We start from the raw sequence: 14,078 nt of genomic DNA, 5'->3' as shown, positions 1-14,078 counted from the left end.
CAACGCTGACGGCAACGTCAGTGGACGGCGACCGCAGTGGGCGGGTCGTCAGGGTCGTCGCCCTGGCTGCCGAGGGCGTGGCCCAAGGCGTCGATGGCGTCCCGCTGGAGTCGGAGTCGTACGTGGGCATAGACGCCGGCGGTGACGCCGATGTGGGCGTGGCCCAAAAGCTCCTTGATCACGACGAGATCGACGCCCTGCTCCAGGAGCAGGGTGGCGGTCGAGTGGCGCAGGTCGTGGAAGCGGATGCGTCGGAGTCCGGCCCGTGCGAGGAAGCTGCGGAAGCGGCGTGTGAGGTTGGCCGGGTCGAGAGGCCGTCCGGTGGGCGTGGTGAAGACGAGGCCGCTGTCCTGCCAGGCTGACCCTGCGGTCTCGCGCTCCTTGTCGCGCTGCTGCTTGTGCTCCTTGAGAGAGCGGATGCACTCGGTCGGGAGCGCGATACGTCGCTCGGACGCCCGGGTCTTGGTGGGCAGATGAGTGAGGCCGCCGGTGCGGGTGCGCTGGAGTGAGCGCCGGATGCTGGCCGTTCCGGCGTTGAGGTCGAGGTCGTCCCAGTGGAGGCCGAGGAGTTCGCCCTTGCGGAGTCCGGTGCGCAGGGCGAGTTCGTACAGCGCGTGGAGCCGGTCGGCGCGGGCCGCGTCGAGGAACTGACGGGCCTCTGCCGCAGTGAGCGGACGGAAGCGCCTGGGCTGGTGCGTGGTGGTCTTGACGTTGCGGGCGACGTTTCGAGGCAGCTCGTCTTCGCGGACGGCGTGTTCCAGTGCCGACTTGAGCACCGAGTGCACGTAGGTCACGGTCAAAGCGGACAGCTGCTTCTGGCAGCATTCGCCGATGGCGCAGCACCTCTTCCGTTCGGTGTCCAGGCCCTGGGTGCAGCACTGGCAGGTGGTGCGGAGCCGGTCGAGGAAGGTGCGCACGTCCTTGGCCGTGAGGCGGGCGACCTTCTTGGTGCCGAGTACGGGGATGAGGTGGAGGCGGACGCAGGCGGCGTATCGGGTGTGAGTGTTCTCCCGAAGCCGGTGGACGGCGACGCTGCCGAGCCAGTAGGCGAGGTAGTCGCCGACGGTGCTGTCGGCGGTGGCGACGGGCAGTCCGCGGTTGCTGTCGGCGATCTTCTCGGCGAGTTTGTCGGCGGCTTCCCTCCGAGTGCTGCCGTAGACGCGGACGCGTTTGCGGCTGCCGTCGACGGCGAGGACGTAGCCGGCGGCTTCCCAGCGGCCGTCCTTTCGCTGGTAGATGGTGCCTTCGCCGTTGGCGCGGGCCTTCTTGCGCTTGGGGGCGGTCATCTGGCGGCCTCTTCCAGGTGGCGCTGGACGTAGTCGTCCAGGGCGTGGGCGGGGATGCGGCGGGTGCGGCCGATGTTCAGTGAGGCCAGGCGGCGGGTGCGCAGGAGGTCGTAGAGGGCGGAGCGGCCGATCTTGAGGCGGGCCATTGCCTCGGGGACAGTGAGGAGTTCGGTGTCACGCACCGGCTGTCACCTCCTGCTCGCGGGTCGGGCCGCCGCCGATGAGGGCGGCGAGGCGTTCGAGGTCGGGGGTCAGGCCGGTGCCGTCGTAGGCCCAGTGGGCGAGGACGAGGGTGGTCGGTGAGGGCGGAGGGGTGTGGCGGCGGTGCCAGGCGGCGCGGGCGGACCGGAGGGCGCCGAGGGTGGTGGAGTAGGCGCGGGTCTTGGTGGAGAAGTGGCCGCGGAATCCGAGCATGTGGGCCCACTTGCGCAGGTTCAGGTGCTTGAGGTCGTCGCGGGCGCCGAGGGACCAGGCGGTGCGGATCATGCGGGCGGCGTGCTCAGGCACAGACTCAAACCAGAGGTCGGTGATCCTCTTCAGCCGGTGGTCGAGGGTGCCGGTCGCGGCTTCGGTGCCCTTGGTGGCGTACTTGGCGACGTATCCGGCGACCTTTCCCTCGGTGATCGTGGTCCCGGCCTGGAAGGCGGAGGATCGGATGATCCTTGTGTCGATCTGCTCGCCGAAGGCGAAGGAGTGGGCGCGGCCGTTGATCGTGGGCCCGTCGATGTGGGCGCGGGTGCCCGCGATCCGGATGGCGTCGGCGAGGAGTTCGGGGGTGACCCAGGCGGGTGGTGGGGTGTAGCTGCCTGCGGGGCCGTCGAGGCGGATCACGGCATGGAAGTGGATCAGCCCGCGCTGCTGGTATTCGGCGACCTTGGCGTAAGAGACGCGGGCGACCTTGGAGAGCAGCCGCTGCTGGACACCGGCTGCGGCGGCGATCGTCCGGCGCAGGTGGAGCATGAAGCGGGCCCACAGAGCCGGGGCGTGGGCGTTCCACAGCACCGCACCCGTGTAGTCGTACCGCTCGGGGTCGAGCGGGGTGCCGAGGAGCGGGTCGCCTTTGGTGTGGGTGCGTCCGCAGCGGCAGCGGGTGGAGCCGTTGACGCGTCGCCCGTGGACGGGGCCGTACGAGGGTGCGGTGAGGGTGGCGAAGACGCGGGGGTGGGTGGCGACTTGTTCGGGGGTGTTCTTGCCGCCGCGCAGGCCGGCGGCGATGAGGTGGTAGGTGTCCTGGCGGTAGAGCTCGGCGCAGGAGGGGCAGCGGGTGGTGCGGCGGTTGCCGCAGCGGACCAGGAGATGTCCGGCAGGCAGCTCCTTGGACTTCAGTTCGCACAGGATTTCGCCGGTAAACGCGTCGATCTCGGTGCGCTGGCCTTCGAGCCGGATCGGCTGGGCGCACCCGCCGAGCGAGGACAGCTGCCGTACCACGCCGAGCAGGTCGCGGTACCCGGTGAACGTGGGCAGCGCGTGTGCGGCCGGTTCGGGTCGGGGGATTGTGGTGGTCGGGGTGTGCGGTGGCATGCTGGCGGGACCTCTCTGCACTGCGGCACACGTGTGCCGTGGATGGATGGGAGGGAGGCCCCGGCAGGGGCGAGGGTTTGGCGACTACACGCCCTTGCCGGGGATCACTTCGAAGCGGGACCAGGAGGCGGCGGTCACGCGGCCTTGTCCAGGTCGACGCGATCGGGCAGCTCGCGGACCTTGAGCCCTTCGGCGCACATCAGGTCGTTGATCTGCCAGCAGGCTTCGGTGGGCAGGTAGACCGAGCGCAGCCGGACGGGGGTGCGCATGTCGCCGACGGAGGCGATGGACACGCCCTGGGGCATGCTGCGGTCGGCGGCGGTGATGTCCAGTTCCCGGCCGTCGGGGAAGAGGTGAAGGTAGTCCTCGACGGTGTCGACGCGGTGGCAGATCCGGGCGGACAGGTTGGTGCGTACGGCGGTGGTGAGCACGTCGGCGGAGGGCTTCTGGGTGAGCAGCCACAGCCGGATGCCGAACTTGGCGCCCTGGCTGGCGATGGCCAGCAGCTCGGCCTCGAAGCGTTCGCGGGCCTTGCGGTCGTGGTGCCGGGTGTAGTTCGCCACCTCGTCTATCACCACGAGCAGCAGCGGCAGTTCGGGGCTGAAGTCGGTGATGCGGTCGGTGCGGCCGGACCAGAACAGCCGTTCCCGGCGCTGCATCTCCTCGCGGACCCAGCGCAGGATCTCGGTCGGCTCGTCGGGGTGGACGGCGTCGGAGACCTTGTAGGCGGTACGCCACCAGGGCGCGACCGCACCGAGGTTGGGGTCGATCACGATCAGCCGCACATCCCGCATCAGCGAGGCGTAGGCGAGGAGGGTGTTGACGGTGATCGACTTGCCGGAGCGGGTGAGGCCGGCGATGAGGGCGTGCGCGGAGTAGGCGAGGTTGAGCGCGATGGGGGTGCCGTCTTCGTCCCAGCCGAGCAGCACGTCATCGGTGGAGACGAACTGCCCCGGTCGGCACACCGGGGAGCCGTCCGGGCCGAGGAGTGGTGAGCGGATCACCGCCTCCAGCGGCTCACGCCGGAAGCCGCGCGCGACGATCATTCCGGGCTTGGGCTGGCTGATCCGGATGCGACGCATACCCCAGGCGTCGCACAGGCCCTCGTTCGCGTCCTGCCAGGCGCTCAGCCCCACCTGCGGCAGGGCATCGGCGGTGACGGTGACGCCGAAGGCGTCGGCGCGGGTGTGCAGGCGCGGCACCAGCACGCGCGGCTTGGCAGGTAGGTCCTGCGGGCCGTACTGCTGGAGCACGGTCGGGGTGGCGTCCTTGACCGCCAGGCCCAGCATCGGGGCGAGCCGCTTCCAGCCCCACCGCAGCCGCCGCGCCTGCCGCAGACTGACCCGGGTCTCGGCATCGGCCCGGTACCAGCGGGCGAAGCAGAAGCCGGACCAGCACAGCAGCCCGAGCACGCCGAGACCAACCACGGCCAGGAGTGCGAGCCCGAGGGGGGTGCCGGTCATCAGGCACCGGCCTTGGCGGTGACGGCGTCGGCGCGCAGGGAGATACCGTGCCGGTCCTTGCCGTTGATCTCGTTCTCCCAGGCCGACGCGACAAGTCCGGTGAAGACGACCGGCAGGCCGACCTTCAGGCCCTTGCCGAGACCCGGCTCCGGGACTTTCACGGTGATCACTTCGGCGCGGCCGTTGAAGGCGAACATCACGTCCACCAGGTGCAGGTGGGCACCGGTTACTCGGTCGATCGCGGGCTGCTGGCCTTCGCGGTCCTTGAAGTGCGGCCGGGACTCGGAGGCCAGGATCACCAGGGCCTGGGACTGGTCGATGGGCATGGTCTTCACGGCAAACCTCCAGGTAGAGGGGTGCGGGTCACCCGTGTGGGTGATCGCGTGCCGCAACCTTACATTCATTCCATCCGAAGTCCATCCCTATTGAGGTCCATCCATTCGCGCCATGGTCCATCCATCCGGCGGCTACCCTGACCCCGTGAGGCCGCTGAGCTGGTGAAACACGACAGGCAGCGGGCGGCCCGCGGCGGATGGAATCGGAATCGGACCGGGGATGGACATGGCTGCTGCTGACGAAGCACGCTTGACGTTCGAACGCATCGCGGACGACCTGCGGCAGCAGATCCGAGACGGCGAACTACGTCCAGGCCAGCTCCTGCCGACGCAGAGCCAGCTCATGCAGACCTACAAGGCATCCAGCCTGACCGTGCAGAAGGCCATCCGGCTCCTCAGGAACGAGGGCTGGGTCATCGCCCGCCAGGGGCGCGGCACATTCGTCACGCGCTCGGCCGACTTCGAGGACGCCTTCGAGAAGGTCGCCGGCGACCTCCAGCAGCAGATCTACTCCGGCGCCCTGGCCCCCGGGGCAAGGCTCCCGGCCCGCGAGGTCCTGGCGGAGCACTACGCGGTGCCGCTCAACGTGGTCACCAACGCCATCGCCCTGCTGGCCGGCAACTTCCTCCTGCGCTACCCCGGCGAACTGCCCGGCGACGAGGTCTACGTACGCGACTGGGACGACCACGGCTTCGCCACCCAGCTCATCCACGGCCGCCTGGTCCGCAAGATCAGGGACGGATCACTGGCCAGGGGAGCCAGGGTCACCGTGGACGACGTGGTCGACACGATCGGCGGCGACCCGGAATCCGCAGACCAGGCCCTGACCTTCCTCGCCCTGGAGGGCAGGATGAAGAAGGCCCACCAGCGGAACGGGTCGATGGCGTATGTCGTCGTGGGGGGCGAGTTCGGCACAGAGGTGCCGGTCACGGTGCAGCCGGTGGACGAGTCGGACGAAGCGTCGGCTGCCCCGCGGAAGGAGTTCCCGGCGGCGGCCGGAGTGGCGGATCTGGCTTACAAGCTGGAACGAGCCCTGGAGCGGATCGAGGAGCTTGAGGAGCGTGTCGAACGCCTCGAAGGCCGCGACGCGGACTGATACGGACACGTGAACGACGGCGTCCCCGAAGGCCGCAGGTTGGCTTTCGGGGACGCTGCGCGTGGATCGGTCAGGGCTGGTACTCGTAGCCGATGGTGAACCGGGGCGGCAGGCACCACTCCCCGTACTCGATGATCCCTTCCGCGTCCGACCATCGGTGGGCGCCGGCCAGGATCGGGGAGCCGACCGGCAGTCCCAGTGCGCTGGCCTCTCGGGCGTCGGCAGGGCGGGCGTGCATGTCGTCGCGGGCGTGGGTGATCGTGCGCCCGGTGGCTTCCAGGACGCGGGCGGACAGGCCGTGATTGCGGCCCGGGGCGGTGTTCAGCAGGTCCGGTACAAGGGCGGCGAATGGGGCTGGGTACCAGGTGACCGCGAACACGGTCCGGGTCTTGCCCCGGCCGGCCAGCCACTCGCGCCGGACCACTTGGTCCCCGGCTTCCAGGTCGAAGATCTCCGCCACGTACAGCGGCGGGGTGATCAGCTCGGCCGCCGTCACCCGGCTCGTCTCGCCCTCGGCCAGGAACGACTTCACCCGCTGGACTCGGGCCAGCCGGTCCCGCGCCGACAGTGTCCAGCGAGGGTCGTCGGCGACGTAGGTGCCGCGCGGGGTGGTGCGGATGAAGTTCTCCACCTGGAGGGCCTGCAAGGCGCGGGAGACGGTGGCGGCTGCGGCCTGCCACTGGCCGGCGATCTCCCGGTTCGTCGGCAGTTTGGCGCCCGGCTCAAGCTCTCCCGACAGGATGCGCTCCCGGAAGTGATCCGCGATCTTCGTGAACGTCTTGGGACTGGGCATAAGGCGTGCCCCTCCGTTGAGTTGACGTGATGTCAGTGGGAGCACACTAGTGCACTGTGAACCGTAGCGGGAGTGCTTCGGCCACTCGAATACTGAACTAGAGCACCGACCTGTCAAGAGGTCGGCCATGTGACGTTCGAGAGGTGGCGATGTGCATGACGGAGCCGACCAGGTACTCGACCCCGCCGGTCGAACTCCCCTTGCGCCTGGACCCGGAGCCTGCACCCGTTGAAGGCTGCGCAGGCTGCGCCGAGCTGGCCAACGTACGCGACCGGGCCCGCGCGGTCGGCGACATGACCACCGTCAGCGACTGCAACGTCTACATGCGACGCCACCCCGAGGGCCACCAATGAGCCCCCGTACCATCTACCGGCACATCACCCACACCATCCGCCACGCACCCGAAGGCGGCATCACTTACGAGGCGTTCTGCACCGCACCCGACTGCGGAGCCGAATCCGGCCCGCGCGATGAACAGGAAGCCGCACAGGACTGGGCGCTCCGCCACACCGGACGCACCGGCCACGACCTGTTCAGACGCGTCTTCACCGACCACGCCAAGGTCACCCGAGCCGAGTAGAACCACCACCGCCAGCCGGAACAGGACCCACTCGCCACAGGCCATCGCACCAGGCCAGCAGCCCAGCCGGACGCTCGACCACCGACAACGGCGTACCACCGGAGCAGGGTGCGTCCAAACTTTCTATACGTCTTCAAGGCGACCCGCTGGCGCGGGTCGCGCGCGGCACGGCCGCCCACCCGGCCCGCTCTCGGCTCCGCCACCGCGGGCCGGCCAGCGACCAGGCCGCGCAGAAACAGCGCAGCGTTGTGCCGGAAGCGAGGAGATGCCGGACGCGCCAGCACGGCGAACGCCAGGCCGACGGTGAGGCGACGGCGGGGAGTTGGCCGGGGCGGAGGCCCAGGGGTGGGGCCGGTCGGCTCCGTGGGCTTTACCCACCTCCCCGGGCCGGGGCCCGCGTCGGGCAAGGCCAGGGGGCCACTCGTTCAAATTCCGGGCAGGATCACGACCTGCACGAGTTGCCGGGCCAGCGTACGGCCCCCTGACCATGCCCGACCCCAACCCGGGCAGGACACCGGCCAAAGCCCACTCCACCGCCCTCACGCACGTAGCCGTCTGACGGCAACGCCGACGGCAACACGGGCGCACAACACGGCACTTCCACGCACCCCCGCGGACCGGCCGGAATTCGCTGACCAGCGAAAACGCAGGTGACGACCGCCCGGCGAGCACACGTACTATGTGCTGGCAGCAGCCATGCCGGTCCTTGTCCACAATTGCGGTGGAGCTGTTCAGAGCCACCCCACGACATGCGATTGTGCTAATGGCGCCGTACCGAAGGTGCGGAACGGCAAGCTCGCCGGAGGTACCCATCCGAATACGAACGTCCCGTTCGACGCGAATGGATTCCCTGATTTCTCCGCCTGGCGCCACCCGCAGGTGCCGGATGTTCGAATTCAACTCACTGGTAGTCGACCGAGGGACTTCAGGCTAGCCAATCAAGCGGCAGGGCTTCCTTCGACGCCGGCAGGATATACGTGGCATCATCATCAAGACCGTGGGCTCATGCAGCTCATCGAGAGGCAGATCCATGCCGACACCGGGCACACCGGAGGGTTCTGATGGCGGAGCTATTCGAAGTTAGCGACTACTACACGGGGCCTCGTCTCGACAGCGACATGATCCGTCGAGCAGAGGAGGACCTCGGAGTACGCCTTCCCCGCAGCTACGTCGAGGTACTACTCCTCCGGAACGGAGGTACCCCGCGGCACCGCTGCTACCCCACGCCGTTTCCGACTTCCTGGGCTGACGATCATTTCGAGATCAGCGGGATTCGAGGAATCGGTGGATCCTGGGGAATCGATTCGTCGTCCGGTCGCGGAAGCTCATACCTGATCTCCGAGTGGGAGTATCCGGAAATCGGTGTTGTGATTTGCGATACGCCTTCCGCTGGCCATGACACGGTTATGCTCGACTATTCCGAGTGTGGCCCGGAAGGCGAACCCGCCATCGCGTACATCGATGAAGACCGCATCCCTCGGCGGGTAGCGCATTCGTTTGACGAGTTCCTCGCGCGGCTAGTTCCTTGCGGTTCGATTAACTAGGTTCGGCGCAATTAGAATGAAAGGAACTGGCAAGTCGGCCCTTTCAGCCCAATAATCAAACGCCCCCTCCGTAATGCTGTTGCGGAGGGGGCGTTTGGTGTTTTGACGGCAACGGTGACGGCAACGTCAGCGGACGACGGCTGCGCCAGATGGGTCGTCAGGGCCGCCGTCGGCCGGGTCGAGGGCGCCGTTCAGGGTGTCGATGGCTTGGCGCTGAAGGCGGAGTCGGACGTGGGCGTGTACGCCGGCGGTGACACCGATGTGCGCGTGGCCAAGGAGTTCTTTGATCACGACGAGGTCGACGCCTTGCTCCAGGAGCAGCGTGGCCGTCGAGTGGCGTAGGTCGTGGAAGCGGATGCGGCGGAGCCCGGCCCGGCCGAGGAGTCGCCCGAACCGCCGGGTCATGTTGGCAGGGTCGATCGGTCCGCCGGTCGGTGTGGCGAAGACGAGCCCGCTGTTCTTCCAGCCCACCCCGGCCACTATGTATTCCACTTCCTGGCGTTGCCGGTGGCTCTTCAGCGAGTGGACACACTCGGTGGGGAGGGCGATGCGGCGTTCGGATGCGCGGGTCTTGGTGGGCAGGGAAGTCAGGCCGCCACTCTGGGTGCGTTGGAGTGAGCGGCGGACGCTGGCCGTATCACTGTCGAGGTCGAGGTCTTCCCAGCGGAGGCCGAGGAGTTCGCCCTTGCGGAGGCCGGTGCGCAGGGCGAGTTTGTACAGGGCGTGAAGCCGGTCGCCGTTGGCCGCATGAAGGAGTCGCCGGGCTTCGGCGGTGGTGAGGGGCTGGAAACGCCTGGGCCGGGGCGTGGTCGTCTTGACGTTCCGGGCGACGTTGCGCGGCAGCTCGTCCTCGCGGACTGCGTGTTCCAGGGCGGACTTGAGTACCGAGTGGATGTAGGCGAGCGTCAGCGGGAAGAGCAGCTTGCGGCAGCACTGGTCGGCGGCACAGTAACGGGGCTCATCACGGGCCGTATCGATACCATGCTTGCAGTACTGGCAGGTGGCGCGGAGCTGGTTGAGCCAGGTGCGGACATCCTTGGCGGTGAGCTTGGTGAGCTTCTTCTTACCGAGGCCGGGGATGAGGTACTGGTGGGCACAGGCGGTGTAGCGGGTGTGGATGTTCTCGCGAAGTCGGTGGATGGCGACGTTCTCCAGCCAGTACGTCAGGTACGCGGCCACGCTGCCCTGCGCGGAGGGGACGGGAAGGCCGCGGTTGCTGGTGGCGATCTTCTCGGTGAGCTTGGTGAGGGCTTCCTTGCGGGTGGTGCCGTAGACGCGGACGCTGCCAGGACGTACCCGGCTGCTTCCCAGCGTCCGTCCTTGCGCGGATGGGCCACAAAGCGGTCTGCGTCACCGGCGAGGAACACAACTGCGGCTCCCTGCGGAGAGTGGGTCTGTTGGCGTAGCGCCAAGTTGGTTCGCCAGTAAGTGGCGACCAGCAGAACTCGATCTCCCAGCGAAAGCTTCCACGGCCGGCCCTTGCGTGCCTGATTCTTGCCTTCGTGGCGCAGTGGGGTCACCAGCTGGGCGAACGCGCGCGGACTCAGGCCAGTGAAGGGGCTATCCAGGAGGGCTCCGACGCCGTGATCACGCCAGCCACACCAAGAACACCTCACCTGCGGCCTGGACGACCTGCACACGGTGCGGCTGACAACTCATGCATCGAAGGCCCGGGAGCTCATGTTCCAAGCCGACCCCATGTGTGCCGGGCAGAATGCGTTCATGAGCACCTTGGAGTGGTACCGGTCCCTGCTGTGCGAGGACTACGGCGAAGAGCTCACCGCGCGCATCCTCGACGACCCCGAATTCCCCAACTTCGTCGGCGAGGTTCACAAGCTGGAGGGAGGTGAGTTGGACGGAGTCGCGTGCGAAGTCGCGTGCCACGCGGTAGAGCACCTGTACGAGCATCCAGGCGATTCTGCGAACGACGCCTATGCCGAACTCAGACGACGCCTGCAGGAGTGAGTCCTGTATGACGCCGGAGCCGCCCGCGGACCGCACGGCGTGATCAGAGTTGAAGGATCAGATTGCAGACATGGGCACCGCCTCTGCTGACCTGGTCAACGCCATCGCCCTTGAGGCGGTAGCCGGCTCCCTTGGGCACCCCGGACTGGGATCACGAGTTGCGGGACACCTCGTAGGCGGAAGAAAGGCATATCGGCAAACTGCTCGCGACTTCATGAGCGGTGATGGCCCAGATTCAGCGATCGGCGTCAGTCACGGCAGCTGTAGTTCGTGACTCGTGAGGTTCCTGTCATTGTGACTGAGCGCTGTACTTGGCCCGGCTGGGCATTCGAGATGGCCCACAGGGCAGCGCCCGTGCCTTTTCACCGGGGATGTTGTGGGCTGCGGTCCGGCGCCTGCTCTGTCAGCGACTCCGCGTACGGTCAGCGCATGGTTGATCAGAGACCCCCTTTGTCGTGGGTATCGGACTTTGTGACCTGGGAGCCTGTCCTGCGGCTCATGCTGGCGGATGACACGGAGCGGCGTGCCGCCCGCCCGGCGCGTGTCGCAGGACGCATCGGTCAATACGGCACGAGCCTTGCCCATCGAGGGCCGATGTCTTCGACAGCGCGGACCGCAGTGAAGGACATACAGCGGGCACTCGCACACGGCAGAGTTCAGGAGATCGCATTCAGGGCAGAGGTCCACCCAGACGGAAGGGCCACGCTCGGGTTGGTCTGGCCTACCCCAGTCGTGGAACCGGCTTGTGGCTACCCGGACCTGGGAGTGCTCATCCTTGCCGACGGCGTCCTTCCCGAGCCCTGGCGCCGCCGCCCCGATCCCGCGTTCCGGGCGGTACCGGCACCTTCGGCGAACCCGGAGCTGCTGGAGCGGACGCTGCGCGAGCGGCTGCCGGACTCCATCGGCGCGACGGAAGAGGAGATCGCTGCCGCCGAAGCACGCCTCGGGGTCACGCTGTCCGATGAGATGAAGGTGCTCTACCGGGTCACCCGTGTGTACTCGGACGAAGACTTCGACTTCGAGGAGGCAGACCGGGCCGGCAGGGCGATCGGCTGCGAGGCTTCCGGACTGGAACATCTGCGCAGCGTCGACGGAACGGTACGCCACCTGGGCTGGGACCTCGGCGCAAAGCGTGCGGTAAGCGGCGGGCCGGACGCAGCGGTGCAGAGCCTGGCCGGCTCGCCGGGGTGGATCGCCTTCGGGAGCAACGGCGGCGACGAGTTCGCCGTCGACCTGACTCCCGGCCCCGCCGGACACTTCGGGCAGGTCATCCTGATCGATCACGAGCAGAGCCTCGGTGCCGAGCTCGTGGCTGATTCCCTTACCGATTTCGTTCTTGGCCGGATACGCAAGGAACGCCGTGAACACTGCGGAGAAGACCTTCCGGTGGCCAGGGTCGGCATCGGAGGCCTTGAGACCATCCAGGCAGCCGCCCATCCCGACTTGGAGGTCCTGACCATCGGCCTCCGGCACGGCGCACCGTTCAGCCTGGCGCCCCTCAGGGCCCTACCCCATCTGCGCACTCTCACCGCCTTGCCCGGCACGCTATCTGACCCCCTGGAGGTCGCCGGGCTACCCGGACTGGAGTTCCTGGAACTCGGCGCGCAGGAATGGCGCCTACTCCTGGACGCCGAGGCCGTCCCACGTACCCTGAAAGCCGCAGCCATCAAGGTGCGGGACCAGGACCACCTGCCCGTCGTGGCCATCGCCAACGAGATCCTGGATCTCTGGGACCGGCCTCGGATCGTCCAAACGCTCCTCTCGGGAGACCTCGGCCCTGCGGCTTAATCGGCGGGTCTGCACGAGGCGAGACGATCCGCGCCCCACGGGAGCGAGCGCTGCAGTTGGCCGGACGGGCCAACTGCAGCGCTCAGTCACAGTCATGCGATGGCCACTGCCGTGACGTTGTTCCAGCGGCGGTGGCAGTTGGCTGCCCGATGCTGGTGTCGGCGGCGCCAGTGTGACCAGCGGAGCGCGTGTGCGGGATCGGTGTCCTGGCAGGGGCGGGGCAGGACGAAGGCCCGGAGCAGGGCGAGGAGTTCGCGTGGGCTGACGGGCACCATGACCGGGTGGTCCTCGGGCTCAGCGAGGTTGGCGCGTTGCCGCTCGTGGAGGGCGCCAACGGCCAGGAACGCGTAGGCGAGCAGGCTCATCAGGCTCCAGCGGTGCCAGGAGATCCAGCAGGTGACCTGGCCCGTGCCGAGGTGGGCCAGGCCCTTGGCTCCTTGGAAGTCCTCCTCGACGCGCCAGCGGCGGCAGACCACGCTGACCAGCACCGATATCGGTTGCGGGTCGGGGTGCCAGGTGCGGTAGAAGGAGAGGGAGCCGGTGCGTCGGTGGCGCCGGATGAGGACCTGGCTGTGCCCTGCGGCCTGTGCGGGCGGGGTGTCGTCGGGGTTCACGTCGATCACCGCCCAGTCGTAGAGCCGTTCGCCCTTGGTGCCGTTGCCGGTCTTCAGTCGCATCCAGGCCCGCTTGGGTACCCGCTCCAGCAGCGCGGTGACCTTGGCTTTCCCGCCCGGGGTGGTGACGCGGTGGCTGGTGGGCACGGCGATCGCGTAGCCGTGGCCAAGGGTGCGGATCCGGGCGCGCAACCCCCGGCCGCCGTAGACCTCGTCGGCCGCCACCCATGCGGTGCGGATGCCCGCGGCGTGCGCCTCGGCGAGCATGTCGCCGGCCAGTTGCGGTTTGGTGGCGAACGCCGTCTCGTCGGGCACCCCGGCCAGTTCACGGCGTTCGTCGTTGCCGGCCCATGCCTCACCGAGGTAGAGGCGGCGGTCGATCAGCGCGTGGCCCTGCGCGCTCACGTAGGAGAGATGTACCGCGACCTGGCACAGTCCGATCCCGCCCAGGGCGCCGGAGTACTGCCGGGCCGCGCCGACCGCGTCAAGGGAGGACTTCTCATCGCCTGTCTCGTCCACCACCAACATCACTTCCCGGTCGCCGAGTTGCTCCACTGTCCAGGCCGCGGCCGACCTGCGTATCGCCTCGGTGTCGAAGCGGGCCCGGGACAGGAAGTGCTGCAGCACGTGCGGGCCGGCGTGCCCGATCGCCTCGGCCAGCGACCAGCAGTTCGCCGAGTCCTTGACCATCAGCAGTCCCTGAACCATGTTCCGGCAGGTCAGCCGGGGCTCCCGGCGCGGGAAGCAGCTCGCCACCCGGCCCATCAGCCCCTCGAAGGACTCGTCCCACAGGGCGTGTACTACCGTGGCCTGCGCGGCGACCGCTTCGTTTTCCGTCTTCATAAACGATCACGATGCAGGTGGCCGCACCTCTGCCCGCAGGCACCCCATCCACCACGCTGACCAGCAGCGTTGCCTTACGCCTCACGAACTACAGCTGCCGTGTCAGTACGGGCAGTGGCGGTATGCATCGCTTCGATCCATCCACGGGGTACTACGAGCTCATAACACGATCTTGCTGAAACGTCCTGGTGGGCCGTAACCGGTGTGATGATTCGGCCGTTCGAGAAGGTGTGGGTACTCGACCGTGGAT

The 14,078-nt window shown here is 68.1% G+C and carries 14 protein-coding genes and 2 pseudogenes; 7 read left to right on the top strand and 9 right to left on the bottom strand.

The window, feature by feature from the left end; all coding sequences use genetic code 11:
* Positions 1-17: 17 nt before the first annotated feature.
* From ACFVUT_RS24620 to ACFVUT_RS24600, 5 genes are all read right to left on the bottom strand, one after another.
* The gene (locus ACFVUT_RS24620; RefSeq protein ID WP_389653851.1) at positions 18-1,286 is read right to left on the bottom strand and encodes a tyrosine-type recombinase/integrase; all 1,269 of its coding nucleotides are present in this window, start codon (positions 1,284-1,286) and stop codon (positions 18-20) included.
* A complete protein-coding gene (locus ACFVUT_RS24615; protein WP_389653849.1) occupies positions 1,283-1,468 on the bottom strand; it encodes a helix-turn-helix domain-containing protein in 186 nt (61 codons plus the stop codon). The genes ACFVUT_RS24620 and ACFVUT_RS24615 overlap by 4 nt, the downstream gene beginning before the upstream one ends.
* On the bottom strand, positions 1,461-2,807 hold the full coding sequence (locus ACFVUT_RS24610) for a replication initiator (protein ID WP_389653847.1): 1,347 nt from the start codon (positions 2,805-2,807) through the stop codon (positions 1,461-1,463). Before ACFVUT_RS24610 ends, ACFVUT_RS24615 begins: the two co-directional genes overlap by 8 nt.
* Before the next feature lie 134 nt (positions 2,808-2,941).
* Positions 2,942-4,270: an FtsK/SpoIIIE domain-containing protein gene (locus ACFVUT_RS24605; RefSeq protein ID WP_389653845.1), complete on the bottom strand. Its 1,329-nt coding sequence runs from the start codon at positions 4,268-4,270 to the stop codon at positions 2,942-2,944.
* Positions 4,270-4,596 (bottom strand): hypothetical protein, encoded by a 327-nt coding sequence (locus ACFVUT_RS24600; protein ID WP_389654119.1) that lies wholly within the window; start codon positions 4,594-4,596, stop codon positions 4,270-4,272. Before ACFVUT_RS24600 ends, ACFVUT_RS24605 begins: the two co-directional genes overlap by 1 nt.
* 259 nt (positions 4,597-4,855) lie before the next feature.
* Between ACFVUT_RS24600 and ACFVUT_RS24595 the strand changes: the two genes are divergently transcribed.
* Positions 4,856-5,701 (top strand): GntR family transcriptional regulator, encoded by an 846-nt coding sequence (locus ACFVUT_RS24595; protein WP_389653843.1) that lies wholly within the window; start codon positions 4,856-4,858, stop codon positions 5,699-5,701.
* A gap of 70 nt (positions 5,702-5,771) precedes the next feature.
* Here ACFVUT_RS24595 and ACFVUT_RS24590 read toward each other — a convergent pair whose 3' ends face one another.
* A complete protein-coding gene (locus ACFVUT_RS24590; protein WP_019761424.1) occupies positions 5,772-6,494 on the bottom strand; it encodes a GntR family transcriptional regulator in 723 nt (240 codons plus the stop codon).
* Positions 6,495-6,649: 155 nt separating this feature from the next.
* Between ACFVUT_RS24590 and ACFVUT_RS24585 the strand changes: the two genes are divergently transcribed.
* The 4 genes from ACFVUT_RS24585 (at position 6,650) to ACFVUT_RS24570 (ending at position 8,618) form a co-directional block, all read left to right on the top strand.
* Positions 6,650-6,847, top strand: a complete 198-nt coding sequence (locus tag ACFVUT_RS24585; protein ID WP_389653841.1) for a hypothetical protein — start codon at positions 6,650-6,652, stop codon at positions 6,845-6,847.
* Positions 6,844-7,074, top strand: coding sequence for a hypothetical protein (locus ACFVUT_RS24580; protein ID WP_389653839.1), 231 nt, complete (start codon positions 6,844-6,846; stop codon positions 7,072-7,074). Before ACFVUT_RS24585 ends, ACFVUT_RS24580 begins: the two co-directional genes overlap by 4 nt.
* 696 nt (positions 7,075-7,770) lie before the next feature.
* Positions 7,771-8,136, top strand: a complete 366-nt coding sequence (locus ACFVUT_RS24575) for an HNH endonuclease (protein ID WP_389654117.1) — start codon at positions 7,771-7,773, stop codon at positions 8,134-8,136.
* Positions 8,136-8,618: an SMI1/KNR4 family protein gene (locus ACFVUT_RS24570; RefSeq protein WP_389653837.1), complete on the top strand. Its 483-nt coding sequence runs from the start codon at positions 8,136-8,138 to the stop codon at positions 8,616-8,618. The genes ACFVUT_RS24575 and ACFVUT_RS24570 overlap by 1 nt, the downstream gene beginning before the upstream one ends.
* 126 nt (positions 8,619-8,744) lie before the next feature.
* Here ACFVUT_RS24570 and ACFVUT_RS24565 read toward each other — a convergent pair.
* Positions 8,745-9,985, bottom strand: a pseudogene (locus tag ACFVUT_RS24565) (tyrosine-type recombinase/integrase).
* Positions 9,986-10,015: 30 nt separating this feature from the next.
* Positions 10,016-10,218, bottom strand: a pseudogene (locus tag ACFVUT_RS24560) (IS5/IS1182 family transposase); the annotation flags it as partial.
* A 122-nt stretch (positions 10,219-10,340) separates the two neighbouring features.
* Here ACFVUT_RS24560 and ACFVUT_RS24555 point away from each other — a divergent pair.
* Positions 10,341-10,583, top strand: a complete 243-nt coding sequence (locus ACFVUT_RS24555) for a hypothetical protein (protein WP_389653835.1) — start codon at positions 10,341-10,343, stop codon at positions 10,581-10,583.
* A gap of 732 nt (positions 10,584-11,315) precedes the next feature.
* Complete coding sequence (locus tag ACFVUT_RS24550) at positions 11,316-12,371, top strand: SMI1/KNR4 family protein (protein WP_389653833.1); 1,056 nt, start codon at positions 11,316-11,318, stop codon at positions 12,369-12,371.
* 92 nt (positions 12,372-12,463) lie between these two features.
* Here ACFVUT_RS24550 and ACFVUT_RS24545 read toward each other — a convergent pair whose 3' ends face one another.
* Positions 12,464-13,828, bottom strand: coding sequence for an IS701 family transposase (locus tag ACFVUT_RS24545; RefSeq protein WP_389653831.1), 1,365 nt, complete (start codon positions 13,826-13,828; stop codon positions 12,464-12,466).
* Positions 13,829-14,078 lie beyond the last annotated feature (250 nt).

The sequence above is a fragment of the Streptomyces sp. NPDC058051 genome (genome assembly GCF_042885475.1).
In the GTDB taxonomy this organism is placed as follows: Bacteria; Actinomycetota; Actinomycetes; order Streptomycetales; family Streptomycetaceae; genus Streptomyces.
Note: the sequence above shows the minus strand (reverse complement) of the source record. Positions and strands in the feature narration are given on the sequence as shown.